This is a genomic window from Tannerella forsythia, from assembly GCF_003860135.1.
In the GTDB taxonomy this organism is placed as follows: domain Bacteria; phylum Bacteroidota; class Bacteroidia; order Bacteroidales; family Tannerellaceae; genus Tannerella; species Tannerella forsythia_A.
On record NZ_RQYN01000010.1, the window covers coordinates 1 to 15,801 of the forward strand.

The window sequence follows — 15,801 nt, forward strand, 5'->3', positions numbered from 1 at the left end:
AGAATATCCAATAATTATTCCATTTATTTTATTGACAAACAGTTTAATGAATATATTTTAAGGAGCAACTATATATACCTTCGGATAAAAATCGAGCACCCAACGGTTCTATAGATAATTAAGCTGCTCAAAGGCACAATTGTCTCACTTTTAAAATTCTCTTTTGGCGATGTGTCATAACGGGCGAAGAGCTTCGTTGCATGCGGAATGTGAGCTCGGTCACATACGTTAGTATGCTCCCTCGCTCTCATCCTTAGCGTCCCCCAATTTTACCTATTCTTACACACCTAAAGAGGGTGTGCCCAAACATTGCGTTTTGATACACCCTCGATCTGAAATCAACCATTATCTATTAATCCATTACTTTAACTTTTTTAATTTTTTCTCTAAGTCACAATAGGCTGCTGCTTCAAGAAGTAGGTGCACATCTTTAGCTCTAATCTGTTGATCCTGAGTGCTACTCCAAAGACCTGCTAACCCATAACAATCAAATGCGTCGCAACAAAAAGTGCTACAACACTCCAAAGCATTATAACTTACGCCATCATCATATCTTCCTTTACCAAAAGGAACAGTCCCTGATATATAAACATCAGGGTTTGTTCGTTTCTCGATGTGTTTTTGAATCAAATCTGATTTATAAGTCAGAACCGCATAGCAAAACTCAACTTCAGCTTCATTATATCCCAATGCCATTAATTCACTCATATTCCCATCCAATAAACTTTCCATATCCCAATCCCAATCATTGAAATGGGCACATTCTGATTGATACATCCCAAAATCCAAAGGAACACCAATCGGATACTTCCATTGCTTCTCCCAATAATCCAATAATTTCTTACAGCCAATTCTATTTCGCTCAACTATAGGGAAAAATTTTTTTGTCCAGTTATCATCGTTTAACAAAATGGCATTACACATGGACAATTTATATAACGGCAAAGAAGATTCACAACATCCAATATCATCCAAAAGATGTTTGTCAAATCCACCTGATTCCATTAAAGCGATTGCCTTTTCTGCCTGATTTTGCATCACCAATGCAACCACCTTGTCTAATTTCGACGACAAATCGTAACACATAATACTTTAGCTTTTCTCATTGATTATTAGTTTTGACGTAGCAACCATTTCATAATGGAAGAACCCAAGAAGCTGATTCACCTTATCGAGGCGCAGCGTTTCCTTTCCTTGTTCAAGGTCATGAACAAAGCGCAACCCTACACCCGACTTCAACGAACGTTCTTCTTGTGTCAGGGTATACTGCTTTCTCAACATTTTGACCGTAGTAGAGAGATGATTCATAATCATTCAAATTTATACCCTTTTTTGGGCAAAGTTAAGATGAAATTCAGACATTATGCCTGTAAAGGTGTAATTTGTATTTGCCTAATAACCGTATTATTGCTTATGCGGCTCTACATTTTTTCAAGCAAATAAACGGAGTTGATTACATTTTTTTTCAACGAATCAACTATCTCTCAACAAAAAACACTGCGCAAACCACAGAAATCTTCACGGCTTAATCTCGATGGGGGTTCCTATCGGCACGGTTTGAAACAGTTCTTCGACCTCTTCGTTTGTCAGGGCGATGCAGCCGGCTGTCCAGTCTTTGAGCAGGTGTATTTTGCCGATCCAGCCCCAGCCGTTCTTCAGTCCGTGTATTTTGATATGTCCGCCGGGAGCTTTCCCGATTTCTTTCGCGTGTGCGATGTCGTGTTTGTTGGGGTAGGAGATACCCAGATTCTTGTAATAGCCGCTGTGAGGGTTTTTATCGTGGATGATATACTGGCCTTCGGGGGTACGCTTATCTCCTTCGAACGCTTTATGTCCGACAGGTTGCTGTCCGAGTGAGATCGGATACGTTTTCAGCAAGGTCTCACCGGAGTAGAGACTCAGTCGCCGTTTGCTTTTTTCGACGACGATTTTATCGACCGTGAGCGATCGGTCGAGGGGCTTATCATGCTTCCCCAAGAACCACAGTCCCGCTGTTCCTGCGACCATCGTCAACCCTATGATCCATCCGCGCTTCATATTTCACTCTTATATAACCGACAGAAAATGCCCTGCGCTGCCCATGTTGGGGCTGCGTAGCGGCGATTCATGAACTGCAAAGATAAATATTGGGAATGAATTGGAGCTCGTCAAGCTCTTTCAACTTTTAGGATCATAAGAAAGAGTTTCTTATCCAGTCGGATGTGAAGCACGAAGCGGTAGGATCGCCGTGTTCTTCGTTACGCGACAAGCCTCGTCGGGCGTCGTGGGTAGAACTGTCTCTAAAAAACAAATAAACAATTCACTCAATCATCCTAAGAAATTCAAAATTATCGTGTAGCTTTGCATCACGTTAAGGACACCTTAAAAACAAGTAGAAATGAGAACAGCAGGAATTATTTTAACCGGAATTTTTATGATGAGCATGATGATGGAAACACAAGCGAATGAACGAAAGACGGTCCGCTCGAAACTGGACGAAGTGACAGTCTTTTTGCGTGGGGCCGAGCTGAAACATTCGGCCGAAATTGCCTTAACCCAAGGCGAGAACGAAGTATGGATCGAAGGGCTGAGTACCCAGATCGATGCGGGCAGTCTGAACCTGCGTGCCGGCGAGGGGATCGTGATCTCGGCCTATGAATTCGTACCGAAACATGTATCGGAGCAGATCACCGACCCAACGCTGCGGAAGCTCCGAGACTCGTTGGTGCTGTATCAAAAGAACGTACAGCAGATCAATATCGAGATCAACGTACACCGGCAGATGCTGGAGATGCTGGAAAAGGGAATGAGCCAGAAGATGGCTTCGCAGGAGAAAGGCATGACGCTCGACGAGCTGGCCAAAAGCATGGAGTACTTCAAAAATAAACACATCGAAATCGAGACGCTGCTGATCAAGCGCGAAGAAGAAAAGAAGCGCCTCGAAGCGGACATCGCGCGTATCACGGGCCAACTGAAGGTTAGCGGACATGAGACGGGCGCGCTGAAGCTGAGCCTCACCGCACCGTCGGCCATGAAGAGCCGGCTGGCAGTGAGCTATTGCACCTTCGCGGCGGGCTGGTCGCCTTATTACCACCTGCATGTGGAATCGATCGAACACCCGGTGCAGATCGTCTCGAAAGCGCGGGTACACCAGACGACAGGCGTCGACTGGAAACGTGTGAAGTTGACCCTCTCGACGGGAGCACCCGGCAAAGGACAAGTAGCCCCGCTCTTCAACACATGGTTCCTGCAAGAATGGAACCCAAGACCGATGCTGCGCAGTCAGCCTTCCGCACGAAACGTCTACGACAGTAAAGAAAGCCAAAAGATGGTGGTAGAAGAAGTCGCCGTAGCTATGGCTGAAGCGACGGTCGACGACTATCTGACGGTGGACGAAAACGCGCTGGTCACGACGTATGCAATCGACCTGCCCTACACCATCCCCGGTAACGGCAAGGAACAGAACATCGACCTTCGGGTGCAGCAGGCCAACGCGAACTACCGCTTCTACGCGGCACCGAAATTAGACACGCGCACGTACCTTACGGCCGAACTGACGGAAAGCCAGAAGCTCGATCTGCCGAGTGGCAAGGCGATGATCTCGTACGACGATATGTATCTGGGCGAAACGTATATCGACGGCTCCGGCACGCTGCAAAACCTGACGCTGACACTTGGCACGGATCAGCGCATTTCCGTGAAACGGGAGAAGATGCAGGATTTCAGCAGTACGCGCCTGTTCGGCTCGGACGTGAAGCAAGTGTTCACGTACAAAATCACCGTCAAGAATAACCAAAAGAAAGAAATCAAGCTGACGCTCAAAGATCAGTATCCGATCTCGACACAAAAGAACATCGAAGTCGAGCTGCTGAAAGAAACGACCCCGCCGACCACGAACAAAACGGAAACGGGCGTGATCACGTGGGAAGATACGTTTCAACCGGGCGAGACGAAGAGCTATCAGATCAGTTACAGCGTGAAGTACCCGAAAGGGATGCAGCTGAATTTGTGATCGCGACCATGTCGAAGCTCCGTCACAGCGCGTGAAGCAGCTCTTCGACTGTGCGATGCAATACCGGATGGCGGAGTGCCGGTGCTACCTCGGCCAGTGGCTCGAGCACAAACCGCCGCCGGTGCATCAGCGGATGAGGAATCGTCAGTTCAGGTGTCTCACACACCCAATCGTCGTACAGCAGGATATCGATATCGATTGGGCGGTCGTGGTAAGTACGGTTTTCGCTTTTGACCGTGCGACCCAATTCCCCCTCGATCTGCTGCGTAAGCGAAAGCAGCTCAACAGGCGAAAGTGTAGTTTGCAGGTGTGCCACGGCGTTGAGGAACATATTCTCCGAATCGAAGCCCCACGGTTCGGTCTCGTAAAAAGCAGAAAGGGAAGGAATATCTCCCGCCCTTTCGGCCAACAGCGCCAAGGCTGTAATCATATTTTTTCGCTTATTCCCCTGATTGGAGCCTAAGCTCAGATAAACATGGCTTGTTCGCCCGTCGCCCGTCGTCATAAAATCAACATGGCATCGCCGTAAGCGCAAAAACGGTATTTCTCCTTGATGGCCGTCTGATAGGCCTCCATCGTCAGGTCGTACCCTCCGAACGAGGCCGTCATCATCAGCAACGTGGAGAGCGGCATGTGGAAGTTCGTAATCATCGCGTTGGCGATGCTGAATTCGTATGGCAGGAAGATAAACTTATTCGTCCATCCGTCATACTCTTTCAGGTTACGGTCTGTCCCGACCGCCGTTTCGATGGCGCGCATCACCGACGTGCCCACGGCGCATACCTTGCGTCCGTCGCCTTTGGCCTTGTTGACGGCCTGAACCACCTCGCTGTTGATAATCATCTGCTCGGAGTCTACTTTGTGCTTCGACAAATCTTCGACATCAATATCACGATATGTTCCCAAGCCGGAATGTACGGTCAGGTAAACGAAACTGCAATCTTTGATTTCAAGTCGCTTCATCAGCTCGCGACTGAAGTGCAGTCCGGCAGCGGGAGCTACGACAGCGCCCTCTTCCGTCGCGTAGATGGTCTGGTAACGCTCTACATCATCAGGCTCGGCCGGCCGATTCATATATTTGGGCAGTGGCGTTTCGCCCAAAGCAAACAGCGCTTTGATAAATTCTTCGTGCGTGCCGTCGTAGAGAAAACGCAATGTCCGTCCGCGCGACGTCGTATTGTCGATCACTTCGGCGACCATCGAGTCGTTCTTGCCGAAGTAAAGCTTGTTTCCGATGCGAATCTTACGTGCCGGATCGACCAGTACGTCCCACAAACGCATGCTCTCGTTCAGCTCCCGCAACAGAAAGACTTCGATCTTGGCTCCGGTCTTTTCCTTATTTCCGTACAGACGAGCCGGAAACACCCGCGTATTGTTCATTACGAATACATCGCCGGCGCCGAAATATTTAATAAGGTCTTTGAAGACTTTATGTTCGATCTTGCCGGTATCGCGATGTAAGACCATCAGGCGAGATTCGTCACGGTGCGGTGCCGGATAGGCCGCAATCAGTTCCGTCGGCAAATTGAATTTGAAGTTTGAGAGTTTCATTATGATTATTTTAGTTTTAATTCGATGATTCAACCGGATGAGACGACTCCGCCAGCACACGATCCAGAAAAGCCTCCATCTCTTCGGGACGAATACATCGGTCGAGGGTCACCTCACCGATGCGCGTGCGTTGCAGGGCAATCAGGTGCGCTCCGGAACGGAGAGCAGCCCCGATGTCGCGCGCCAACGCACGGATATACGTACCTTTGCTGCATACCACCCGTATCTTGATGACCGGAAGCGCGTATTCCAGCAGCTCCAACTCGTCAATAACAAGCGTCTTTGCTTTCAAAGCAACTTCCTCGCCTCTGCGTGCCAGTTCGTAAGCGCGCTTGCCTCCCACCTTGCACGCCGAAAAAACAGGCGGAACCTGCCGGATCGTGCCCACGAACGTGGCTAATGTCTGCTCGACCAGCTCGCGCGTGATATGCTCGGTCGGATAAGTACAATCGATTTCCTTCTCTAAATCGAAAGACGGAGTAGTCGCTCCCAGATGCAGCGTGGCAACATATTCCTTCGTCTGATACTGAAACTCGTCGATACGCTTCGTCGCCTTACCCGTGCAGACAATCAAGACACCTGTCGCCTTGGGATCTAACGTCCCGGCATGTCCTACTTTGATCTTTTTGACCTTCAGCCGGCGGGAAAGCAGATAGCGGAACTTGTTCACCAGATCGAACGACGTCCAGTCCAACGGCTTGTCAAAATAGACGATTTCACCCGAAAGAAAATCCATTGCCGCCTCGTTTAGTTAAAGAATGAATAGATGATGGCCAGCGTTCCGATAGCCATACAATAGTAAGCAAAATAGATCAGTTTGCCTCGCTTGACGATACCGATCATCCATTTGCACGCAACAGCCCCCGCAACGAATGCCGCCGCAAAACCGCACAACATCGCTACGGGTGACATGGTCGCATAAGCCGACGCTTCATCCCCCTTCAAAAGTTTTAAGGCATCAAGGAGAGCTTCGCCCAAAACTGGAATCAACACCATCAAAAACGAAAACTTGGCAACCTGTTCTTTCTTGTTTCCCAGCATAATGCCCGTTGCAATCGTTGTGCCCGATCGAGAAAGGCCCGGCATAACGGCGCAAGCCTGCGCCACTCCGATCAGCAGAGCATCGCGAAACGAGATTCGTTCTTTCCGCACGTTAGGCTTGGTAAAATACGATACCATCAGCAACACTGCCGTAAGCAGCAACATACACCCTACGATAAACAGTCCCTGCCCGAATACGGCCTCGACCTGATCTTTAAAAAACAGCCCGATAATGCCGACCGGTAGGGCCGAGAGTAAAAGCTTGGCGACGGTTAACGTCTCTTCGTTGCGCCGAAACGCGAAAAACCCTTTGAAAAGGTCTTTGATTTCTCCCCACAACACGACGATGGTGCTACATACCGTAGCCACATGAAGCAAAGTGGTAAAGGCAAGAATCTCTTCACCGCTCTTCATCCCGAACAGCGTGCCCGCAATAGTCAGGTGCCCACTGCTGCTGACCGGCAAAAACTCCGTCAGCCCCTGAATGATTCCGAGAATAACCGCTTCGATCCAGCTCATTCTCCGAGGGGTTCTTCCTTACGTTCCGCCGTTTTCTTATCCCCCTTCAAGATACCGAAAACCATGAGTATAAACCCGGCCATCGTCACGATCGGGGCAATAACAATGCGTTGTTTGCTGAAAATCTCGGGATTGAAAGAGATACCGTCTTTCGAGCCACCGCCGCTCATCAGAGCGAAACCAACGATAATCAATAAAACGGAGACTCCGATCCAGATAAAATTGCTCTTCCCAAATGCAAAATCTTTCATATTCTTTCTAAATATATCTTTTATGTTTAAATATAATACATTTTCCCTCTGGCCATATACAAATAGCGGTTTACGGCAAAATAGGCCGCCAACACCGACAACAGGACACCCAGCACGAGCACCGCACCATAAACGACAAGCAGTCCTTCACTACGCAGTATTTGTTCCAGCCCGGCAAGTTCGCCCTGCAAATAATACAACGTACCCATCAGCATCATTATTGCCAGTACACCGGCAATCAGTCCGCTGACGATGTTGTAGCGGATAAACGGCCGACGGATAAACGCAGGCGTAGCCCCGACAAGACGCATGGTGTACACCAGAAAGCGCTTCGAGTAAATCAATAGTCGGATGGTATTGCTGATCAGCACGAACGAAATCAGAATCAAAATCGTTATCAGCGTAAACAATACCAGACCGATGCGCCGGATGTTGTTGTTCACCACCTGCATAATGTCCTTCTGATACAGCAATTCCGACACATTCGTATATGAAGTAAGCTTCTTTTCAATCTGTTGCAAACTGTCCGGATTAGCGTAAGCGGATTTCAACTTCACCTCGATCGAAGCCTGAAACGGATTGAAGCCGAGGAACGTCTGCGGATCTTCTCCTAATTCAGCGACCATCTCCTTGGCCGCCTCTTCCTTCGAGATGTATTTCGCGCACTTGATGAATGGCTGGGCATTCAACCGCTTTTCCATTTGCCGGATATCCGCCTCTTTGATCTCCTCTTTAAGGATGATGGAAAACGCAATGTTTTCCTTCATATAAACCGACAATTCTTTGCTCATCAGCCCGAAAATAAAGAAAAGACCCATCATATACAATGCGAGTGCAATGCTTATGACGGAAATCAGGCGGGAGTTGAAAAACGAAATCGGCGCTTTCTTCTTGCTTGCTGTCATGCTCCTGTACGTTATTTCTGCAACCATTGGGAGGCGATCAGGATATGACCTACCCAATTTTAGTGCAAAAGAACGATTTATTTGCGGAACGACACAACGTGTTAGTATTATTTAACGTGAACATCCTAAGCTTTTCGCGGTTGCCGACACCTCAGAATGGCCTGCTCCGTCTTTATCGCGGGCGATTGGTCAAAGCACTCCCCTGATGCTTCTGTCCGCTCTTCCATACCGGCTCTCTGACGATACCGTTCGTATGGCATCAAAAAAAGCCGCCTCCTCATCTTGAGGGGCGACTTTTTCCTGTTTTATCTAAACACAACGGCTTACTTGACTTCCCACGTCTCGCCGGTCATCAACATCTCGTGCAATGTTCGGGTTGATTTCTTCGCTTGTACTTCGGCAAGCTGCTGATGTACGGACTCATCGTATACCGGTGCTTCCACATCGCGAATGATACCGAGCGCTACAGGCATCTCGTCTCCCATCATAGCAAGCATCATGTGCAACGTGTTATCTCTTTCGTGCGCATCGTGAACAAGGACATCGTCGATCGTATAGCCATCTTCACCAAGCGTCACCGCCTTCAATTTCAAGCCATCGAGCACAAGCCCCTTCTGATTGTCTTTGCCGAAGAGCATCTTTTCGCCGTGGCGCAGGAAAATCGTCTTCTCGGCACGTACCTCACGGTCTGAAACCTGCCGATGAATACCGTGGTTAAAGATGACGCAATTGACAAGCACCTCCGTAACGGATGTTCCTTTATGACGAGCGGCAGCCGCAAGAGTATCCGTCAGGTTCGACAAGTCCACATCGAGTGCCCGGGCGAAGAAATGACCGCGGGCCCCCAAGGTCAGTTCGGCGGGGATGAACGGATCTTCCACCGTTCCGTACGGCGAACTTTTTGACACGAATCCACGATCGGAAGTCGGAGAATACTGCCCCTTCGTCAAACCGTAGATTTTATTGTTCATCAGCACGATATTCAGATCGACATTGCGTCGTACGGCATGGATAAAGTGATTTCCTCCGATGGCCAGACAGTCGCCGTCGCCGGTAACGAGCCATACGCTTAAATCGGGACGCGCGGTTTTCACACCTGTCGCAATGGCGGCACCACGTCCGTGAATGGTATGGAAACCATACGCATTCATATAGTATGGCAATCGCGAGGAGCAGCCGATACCGGAGATCACAGCCGTCTGATGAGGCGGTATCCCCACTTCGGCCATTGCCTTATGCAGACAGTTCAACGTGGCATGATCACCGCATCCGGGGCACCAGCGCACGTACTGGTCACTTTTATAATCTTTGGGAGTATATTTCAAATCTGTATTCATAATTATTTGCCCTCCATAATTTTCGTAAATTCTTCAACTAAGCGGGATACGACAAAGGGTTGTCCTTTGATACGGTTAAACTTGTGTGGATTGAAGTCTTTGACCTTGCTCCGCAGATAGCTGGCAAACTGTCCGTTATTCTGTTCGGCTACCACAACGTTGGGATACTGTTCCAGGATTTGCTCCGTATTTTTAGGCAACGGGTTGATGAAACGGAAATGAGCCAATCCGACCTTATGGCCGTTCTGACGCAGAATGTCCATCGCCTCATGCAGATGACCGAACGTTCCTCCCCAACCCACAATCAGCAGATCGGCATCCTGGTCGCCCAACACTTCGACTTCGGGAATATAATCTGCAATTTTATCGATTTTCCCCTGACGTGTCTGTACCATCTTCTGGTGGTTCTTCGGATCGGTCGAGATAGAGCTGGTATCGTAATCTTTCTCTAATCCCCCGATACGATGGGTAAAGCCCTCGGTGCCGGGTACCGCCCAATAGCGAACGAGGCTTTCTTTATCGCGCCGATAAGCCTTCCACGGCTCCTCACTCTTGTAATTCTCCACGTAGTTCGGCTTGATCGCCGGATAATCGTTCAGATAATCCGGAATACGCCAGGCTGAAGAACCGTTGGCAATAAACGCATCAGTCAGCAGAATGACCGGACTCATGTGTTCTACAGCCAACTTACCGGCCCAATAGGCCATATCGAAGCAATCGGTAGGAGTCGAGGCAGCCAGTACAACGACAGGGCTTTCCCCGTTTCGTCCGTAAAGCGCCTGCATCAAGTCGGCCTGCTCGCTCTTGGTTGGCATACCGGTCGACGGGCCTCCGCGCTGCACGTCGATCACCACCAACGGCAACTCGGCAATCATGGCCAATCCGATGGCTTCGCTTTTGAGTGCCAGTCCGGGGCCGGAAGTCGACGTTACCCCCAAGCAGCCGGCGAAGCTGGCGCCGATCGCCGTACAAATTCCGGCAATCTCGTCTTCAGCCTGTACCGTAATGACACCAAGGTTTTTATGCTTGGAAAGTTCGTGCAAAATATCGGTTGCGGGAGTGATCGGATAACTGCCAAGGAACAGCCGGAGGTTACCTTTTTCGGCTGCGGCGATCAATCCGTACGAAGTAGCATTGTTACCGTTCACATCCATATAGACGCCGGGCTTCTGCTTCGATCCTTCGATTCGATAAGTCGAAACGGAGGCATGAATGTTGTTCCCGTAGTTGTAGCCGTCGGTCAGAGCCTTGATATTGGCTTTGGCGATGTCCGGTTTTTTAGCGAACTTCGTCTGAAGCATGGTCATGGCATGATCTAACGGACGGTCGAACAGCCAACAGACGAGTCCGAGCGTAAACATGTTCTTGCAGCGCAAGGCCGACTTGTTATCCAGCCCGAATTCGGCCAGTCCGTCGCGCACCATGGTCGAGATCGGTGCGGAAACGACCTGCACATTCGTTAGACCAAGCTCCTGAATGGGATCTTCGGTTTTAAACTCGGCCTTCTCAAGGTCTCTCGTCGTGAACGAGTCGGAGTCGATGATTACGATCGAACCCGGTCTGAGGTTCTTCACGTTCACTTTAAGCGCCGCCGGATTCATCGCTACCAATACATCGGCCTTATCACCGGGGGTGTACACTTTCTTCGTTCCCAGATGTACCTGAAAACCGGAAATGCCGCTCAGCGAGCCTTGCGGCGCACGCACTTCGGCCGGATAGTCGGGAAACGTGGAAATATCGTTCCCGAAGACGGCCGACAGATTGGAGAAGATCGTGCCGGTAAGTTGCATACCATCACCACTATCTCCCGAAAAACGGATCACCACATGATCCAGTGTCGTTACTTTGGTTGGTTCTGTCATGACAATTTAAATATTGTTCAATATTTTCAGAAAAAGTATAATTATATGGATATATATTTTACGAATAGCGTGTGTCAATCATTTCTTGAAGTTTCGAAGCCAGTGTTGTGACGTGATTCTCGGTAACCAGTACTTCTACATCGAATGTAATGTGTGCCTGTTCGTAAAAAGGAGCGCGCTCCGTCAAGGATACTTTGACGAAATGCGTCAAGCCCGCTCCCGAAAGCCCTTTCAATAAGGGACGGTTCGGCCTGCAATGTTCGAGACGATCGGACAGACCTTGAGGAGAAGCCTTTAAATAGACGGTCGTCCCGATGGAATTCATGTATGCCATGTTGTCAAAAAAACACGGAGTGCCTCCTCCGGTAGAAATAACCACGTTTTCAAAATCAGCCACTTCATGCAAGGCCTTTTTCTCGATTTGCCGAAACGCCTCTTCTCCCTTTTCTTCAAAAATCTGTCGGACCGTTTTACGATACCGGCCCTCCATAAAGTGATCGAGGTCAATAAACGACAAGCCGCTTTGCTTCGAAAGCTCTTTGCCCATCGTTGTCTTACCGGCTCCCATGTAGCCAATCAGAAAAATGCGTCTCATGCTACTGACTTTTTCGGGGGCAAAGGTAGAAAATAAATCATAAAAGAAGCCTGCTCTGTAAATAATCTTCAGGGCAACCTGTTAAATTCGGTCATAACGGTCTGTTTGAACAGAACAAAACAGACTAAATAAAGCCCGGAGAAATAAAACGATGTGTGATGATGGGCGACCCCCTTCGTTGCTTGTGGAATGTGGCCTGGTTACATGTGTCGGTATGTTTCCTTGCTCTCATTCTTAACATATTGAGGTGTATCGAAAGAATCTCTCTCTGGTTTTGCAATCTAAAGTAAGCAGGGATATTCCCGATGCCGGCAAAATCAGTTCGTTCTCTCTGATTTTACCGGATAATCCGTTTTTCCGGATCACACTTTCTATCGTTTCTTCTTCGTGGGGTTTGACGAACATACTGTTGGATAAACCCAAATTACGCGATACACTGTTCGGCGTTTGCCATTATTTAATGTTAATTGTCAATGGTTAATTGTCATACCGGGTACATGATTCGGCGTGTACCATGCATAACCATTGACAATTAATCATTAATAACTATTATGTCAGGCTTACAGCCCTCCGACGAAATGCGATGCCTTTTTCCCCAACGCTTCGCATTGGGCTGAATTATTACGCCCTTTCAGGGCTGTTTCAGCAATCAACAGTCAGTATTCAGCAATCAGGACATGACAGAACAGCCAACAAATCAACAAATCAACAACTAAACACCTCAACAATTTAAGAACTCACCGCCTCTGCGGGGGTTACGAGGGCTGAAAGCCCGAATTATTTCAGCCCCATCCCGCAAGGGTGGGGTATATTGACATCCGGACCTTGTTCAGAGGGCTGAAGGCCTGAATTAAATTCATGCTTATTTTTTCTATTGCAGAATCTGGGATGAATAGTAAAAAGAGGCATTCATCCCGGAATCATAAAGGCATGACATGGTAAATTTCAAACAGGAAACTCAACCCGAAAGTATAAATTTTCCAATGGAAATTTGTTTTATTGGAAACATGTATTTATCTTTGCGCCATTATTTCCATTGGAATATAATAAACATATCATAAAATAGAATATTGATTCAAGATGAAATACATGATTATAGGCGGAGTTGCGGGAGGAGCGACCGCGGCGGCAAGGATTCGACGCGCGGATGAATTTGCGGAGATCGTACTGCTTGAAAAAGGAAAATACATCTCGTACGCCAATTGCGGACTACCTTATTATATTGGCGGCACAATCGGGGAGCGCGAAAAACTGTTTGTGCAAAAGCCCGAATCATTCGGTCGCCGGTTTAAGATCGACGTAAGGGTTGAAAACGAGGCCGTCGCGATTGATCCGTCGAAACAGACAGTGACCATACGGCGTGCAGATGGTTCTTCCTACACGGAAACGTATGACAAGCTATTGCTTTCTCCCGGTGCATCAGCCATCCGTCCGCCGTTGAAAGGGATCGACAGCAAAGGGATTTTTACGCTTCGGAATGTGGAGGATACCGACCGGATCAAGGCGTACATCACTTCGCACAAGGTAGAAAACGCGGTGATTGTCGGGGCCGGATTTATCGGTCTGGAGATGGCCGAGAACTTGCATCAAACAGGAGCGCACGTATCCGTTGTCGAGATGGGTAACCAAGTGATGGCGCCCGTCGACTTTTCGATAGCTTCGCATGTTCATCAGCATCTGTTGCAAAAAGGAGTATCGCTTTTCTTGGAGCAGAGCGTCGAAGGTTTTGAACGCAAGGGAGACAAGATCGAAGTTCTCCTTAAGAGTGGTAAAACGCTTACGACCGATATCGTAATACTCTCCATCGGCGTCCGTCCCCGTACCGAATTGGCGAAGAAGGCCGGAATAGCTCTCGGCGAGACCGGAGGCATACGCGTAGATGAATACCTCGAAACGTCGGTAAAAAACATCTATGCCGTAGGAGATGCCATCGAATATCCACATCCCCTGACCGGCAAACCTTACCTGAACTTTCTCGCCAATCCGGCCAATCGGCAAGGACGTATCGTGGCGGACAATATGGTTTTCGGAAATACAACGAAATATGAAGGTGCGATGGGCACGTCGATTGCGAAAGTTTTCGATCTGACGGTTGCTTCGACCGGTCTGGCCGGCAAACGTCTCAAACAGTTGGAGATGGATTATGCCGGATCCACGACGCATTCCGTTTCCCACGCAAGTTATTATCCCGACGCGTTGCCTTTGACCGTCAAGCTCACGTTTCACCCTGAAACGGGCGAACTCTACGGTGCGCAGGCGGTCGGATATGAAGGAGTGGATAAACGCATCGACCAGATTGCGCTACTGATCAAAAACGGCGGCACGATTTACGATTTGATGAAAGTCGAACACGCGTACGCCCCGCCCTTCTCGTCGGCTAAAGATCCGATAGCCATCGCAGGCTACGTGGCGAACAATATCGTCAGCAGAACGATGCCGGTCGTTTCATGGCGAGATGTCGTACGAGCTGACCGTGACAAGGTGTTCCTGCTCGATGCGCGTACTCCGGCAGAATATGCGTTCGGAACGATCGAAGGGGCTGTAAATATCCCGCTCGACGATTTGCGCGACCGTCTCGACGAAATCCCCAAAGACAAAGAGATTTATACGTTCTGCGCGGTCGGTCTTCGCGGCTATCTGGCGCAACAAATCCTGCGGGCACATGGCTTCGCACGAGTAAAGAATCTTTCGGGAGGATACAAAACTTATTCCACCTGCATCGCGCCCTTGTCCAATCAGCCGATGCCGACACCTTCGAAGACGAACATCAATACAGAGACTCAGGTGAAGAATGAAACGAAGGTCGTTCGGGTCGATGCCTGCGGGCTGCAATGTCCGGGACCGGTGATGAAACTTAAACAGGCCATCGATTCGATCGGCGAAGGCGAGCGCATTGAAATGGTAGCCACCGATCCCGGGTTTGCCCGCGATGCTCAGGCATGGTGTAATACGACGGGGCAACGTCTGATTTCGATGGCAGACGAGAAAGGCAAATATACGGTTGTCATCGAGAAAGGTGCATCACAAGCTTGCCGGACGGTGACGTCGTGCGATGGCAAGTCGAAGACCCTGATCATGTTCAGCGACGACTTGGACAAGGCGCTGGCCACGTTCGTACTGGCCGGAGGCGCGGCCGCCACAGGGCATAAAACAACGATATTCTTTACGTTCTGGGGACTGAATGTCATCAAAAAAGTATCGAAGCCGAAGGTCAAAAAAGATATTTTCGGACGTATGTTCGGGATGATGCTGCCGTCCAGCTCCCTGAAGCTCCATCTCTCCAAGATGAGTATGTTCGGGATTGGCGACAAGATGATGCGCCATATCATGAAGCGGAAAGGCATCGACTCGCTCGAAACGTTGCGTCAGCAAGCGATCGATCTTGGAGTAGAGTTTATCGCTTGCCAGATGTCGATGGATGTGATGGGCGTGAAACGCGAAGAGCTGCTCGACGAAGTCACCGTGGGCGGAGTAGCCACCTACATGGAACGCGCGGAAGAAGCCAACGTCAACTTATTCATATAAATATATAATAACAGCAATGGAAACAAAATCATTAAAAAAACACGGGCTTACCCTGCTCGGCACCTTGTTGGGAGGTGTGGGAGGATTCCTGTATTGGAAATTCGTAGGCTGTGCAAGTGGCACTTGCCCCATCACGGCGTCGCCTATTGGCAGTGTCATTTGGGGTGCTGTCACAGGCGGCCTGTTACTCAGTATGTTTAACAAACCATCTAAATAATCACTCC

15 protein-coding genes are annotated in these 15,801 nt (G+C 49.0%); 3 read left to right on the forward strand and 12 right to left on the reverse strand.

What is annotated here, in order from left to right:
- Positions 1–360 precede the first annotated feature (360 nt).
- From EII41_RS04150 to EII41_RS04160, 3 genes are all read right to left on the reverse strand, one after another.
- Complete coding sequence (locus EII41_RS04150; RefSeq protein ID WP_124789546.1) at positions 361–1,086, reverse strand: hypothetical protein; 726 nt, start codon at positions 1,084–1,086, stop codon at positions 361–363.
- 6 nt (positions 1,087–1,092) lie between these two features.
- The gene (locus EII41_RS04155; RefSeq protein WP_124789584.1) at positions 1,093–1,308 is read right to left on the reverse strand and encodes a helix-turn-helix transcriptional regulator; all 216 of its coding nucleotides are present in this window, start codon (positions 1,306–1,308) and stop codon (positions 1,093–1,095) included.
- Positions 1,309–1,518: 210 nt separating this feature from the next.
- Positions 1,519–2,037, reverse strand: a complete 519-nt coding sequence (locus EII41_RS04160; protein WP_124789547.1) for a murein L,D-transpeptidase family protein — start codon at positions 2,035–2,037, stop codon at positions 1,519–1,521.
- A gap of 340 nt (positions 2,038–2,377) precedes the next feature.
- Between EII41_RS04160 and EII41_RS04165 the strand changes: the two genes are divergently transcribed.
- Positions 2,378–3,991, forward strand: coding sequence for a DUF4139 domain-containing protein (locus tag EII41_RS04165; RefSeq protein WP_124789548.1), 1,614 nt, complete (start codon positions 2,378–2,380; stop codon positions 3,989–3,991).
- A 22-nt stretch (positions 3,992–4,013) separates the two neighbouring features.
- Here the strand turns inward: EII41_RS04165 and folK are convergent, their stop codons facing one another.
- From folK to EII41_RS04210, 9 genes are all read right to left on the reverse strand, one after another.
- The gene (gene folK / locus EII41_RS04170) at positions 4,014–4,496 is read right to left on the reverse strand and encodes a 2-amino-4-hydroxy-6-hydroxymethyldihydropteridine diphosphokinase (RefSeq protein ID WP_124789585.1); all 483 of its coding nucleotides are present in this window, start codon (positions 4,494–4,496) and stop codon (positions 4,014–4,016) included.
- Complete coding sequence (gene queA / locus EII41_RS04175; RefSeq protein WP_124751259.1) at positions 4,493–5,542, reverse strand: tRNA preQ1(34) S-adenosylmethionine ribosyltransferase-isomerase QueA; 1,050 nt, start codon at positions 5,540–5,542, stop codon at positions 4,493–4,495. The genes folK and queA overlap by 4 nt, the downstream gene beginning before the upstream one ends.
- A 16-nt stretch (positions 5,543–5,558) precedes the next feature.
- Positions 5,559–6,278, reverse strand: coding sequence for a tRNA pseudouridine(55) synthase TruB (gene truB / locus EII41_RS04180; RefSeq protein WP_124789549.1), 720 nt, complete (start codon positions 6,276–6,278; stop codon positions 5,559–5,561).
- 11 nt (positions 6,279–6,289) lie between these two features.
- Positions 6,290–7,102 carry an undecaprenyl-diphosphate phosphatase gene (locus tag EII41_RS04185; protein WP_124789550.1) on the reverse strand — a complete coding sequence of 271 codons (813 nt, stop codon included), beginning with the start codon at positions 7,100–7,102 and terminating at the stop codon, positions 6,290–6,292.
- Entirely contained in the window at positions 7,099–7,353 is a 255-nt protein-coding gene (locus EII41_RS04190; protein WP_124751262.1) for a DUF3098 domain-containing protein, read from the reverse strand. The genes EII41_RS04185 and EII41_RS04190 overlap by 4 nt, the downstream gene beginning before the upstream one ends.
- Positions 7,354–7,379: 26 nt before the next feature.
- The gene (locus EII41_RS04195) at positions 7,380–8,258 is read right to left on the reverse strand and encodes a cell division protein FtsX (RefSeq protein ID WP_124751263.1); all 879 of its coding nucleotides are present in this window, start codon (positions 8,256–8,258) and stop codon (positions 7,380–7,382) included.
- A 323-nt stretch (positions 8,259–8,581) separates the two neighbouring features.
- The gene (locus EII41_RS04200) at positions 8,582–9,595 is read right to left on the reverse strand and encodes a 2-oxoacid:ferredoxin oxidoreductase subunit beta (RefSeq protein ID WP_124751264.1); all 1,014 of its coding nucleotides are present in this window, start codon (positions 9,593–9,595) and stop codon (positions 8,582–8,584) included.
- A gap of 2 nt (positions 9,596–9,597) precedes the next feature.
- Entirely contained in the window at positions 9,598–11,457 is a 1,860-nt protein-coding gene (locus EII41_RS04205) for a 2-oxoacid:acceptor oxidoreductase subunit alpha (protein ID WP_124789551.1), read from the reverse strand.
- 58 nt (positions 11,458–11,515) lie between these two features.
- A complete protein-coding gene (locus tag EII41_RS04210; protein ID WP_124751266.1) occupies positions 11,516–12,052 on the reverse strand; it encodes a shikimate kinase in 537 nt (178 codons plus the stop codon).
- Between the two features lie 1,080 nt (positions 12,053–13,132).
- On the opposite strand from EII41_RS04210, the gene EII41_RS04220 reads away from it, so the two are divergent.
- Together EII41_RS04220 and EII41_RS14515 are read left to right on the forward strand one after the other, a co-directional pair.
- Positions 13,133–15,577: an FAD-dependent oxidoreductase gene (locus EII41_RS04220; RefSeq protein ID WP_124789553.1), complete on the forward strand. Its 2,445-nt coding sequence runs from the start codon at positions 13,133–13,135 to the stop codon at positions 15,575–15,577.
- A 16-nt stretch (positions 15,578–15,593) separates the two neighbouring features.
- Positions 15,594–15,794 (forward strand): hypothetical protein, encoded by a 201-nt coding sequence (locus EII41_RS14515; protein WP_124751270.1) that lies wholly within the window; start codon positions 15,594–15,596, stop codon positions 15,792–15,794.
- Positions 15,795–15,801 lie beyond the last annotated feature (7 nt).

What these genes read in the sequence shown, in the direction of transcription:
- EII41_RS04165 (WP_124789548.1), top strand. Translation starts at nt 2,378, where the DNA reads ATGAGAACAGCAGGAATTATTTTAACCGGAATTTTTATGATGAGCATG.
- EII41_RS04220 (WP_124789553.1), top strand. Translation starts at nt 13,133, where the DNA reads ATGAAATACATGATTATAGGCGGAGTTGCGGGAGGAGCGACCGCGGCG.
- queA (WP_124751259.1), bottom strand. Translation starts at nt 5,542, where the DNA reads ATGAAACTCTCAAACTTCAAATTCAATTTGCCGACGGAACTGATTGCG.
- truB (WP_124789549.1), bottom strand. Translation starts at nt 6,278, where the DNA reads ATGGATTTTCTTTCGGGTGAAATCGTCTATTTTGACAAGCCGTTGGAC.
- EII41_RS04205 (WP_124789551.1), bottom strand. Translation starts at nt 11,457, where the DNA reads ATGACAGAACCAACCAAAGTAACGACACTGGATCATGTGGTGATCCGT.
- EII41_RS04155 (WP_124789584.1), bottom strand. Translation starts at nt 1,308, where the DNA reads ATGAATCATCTCTCTACTACGGTCAAAATGTTGAGAAAGCAGTATACC.
- EII41_RS04210 (WP_124751266.1), bottom strand. Translation starts at nt 12,052, where the DNA reads ATGAGACGCATTTTTCTGATTGGCTACATGGGAGCCGGTAAGACAACG.
- EII41_RS14515 (WP_124751270.1), top strand. Translation starts at nt 15,594, where the DNA reads ATGGAAACAAAATCATTAAAAAAACACGGGCTTACCCTGCTCGGCACC.
- EII41_RS04150 (WP_124789546.1), bottom strand. Translation starts at nt 1,086, where the DNA reads ATGTGTTACGATTTGTCGTCGAAATTAGACAAGGTGGTTGCATTGGTG.
- EII41_RS04195 (WP_124751263.1), bottom strand. Translation starts at nt 8,258, where the DNA reads ATGACAGCAAGCAAGAAGAAAGCGCCGATTTCGTTTTTCAACTCCCGC.
- EII41_RS04200 (WP_124751264.1), bottom strand. Translation starts at nt 9,595, where the DNA reads ATGAATACAGATTTGAAATATACTCCCAAAGATTATAAAAGTGACCAG.
- EII41_RS04160 (WP_124789547.1), bottom strand. Translation starts at nt 2,037, where the DNA reads ATGAAGCGCGGATGGATCATAGGGTTGACGATGGTCGCAGGAACAGCG.
- EII41_RS04190 (WP_124751262.1), bottom strand. Translation starts at nt 7,353, where the DNA reads ATGAAAGATTTTGCATTTGGGAAGAGCAATTTTATCTGGATCGGAGTC.
- EII41_RS04185 (WP_124789550.1), bottom strand. Translation starts at nt 7,102, where the DNA reads ATGAGCTGGATCGAAGCGGTTATTCTCGGAATCATTCAGGGGCTGACG.
- folK (WP_124789585.1), bottom strand. Translation starts at nt 4,496, where the DNA reads ATGACGACGGGCGACGGGCGAACAAGCCATGTTTATCTGAGCTTAGGC.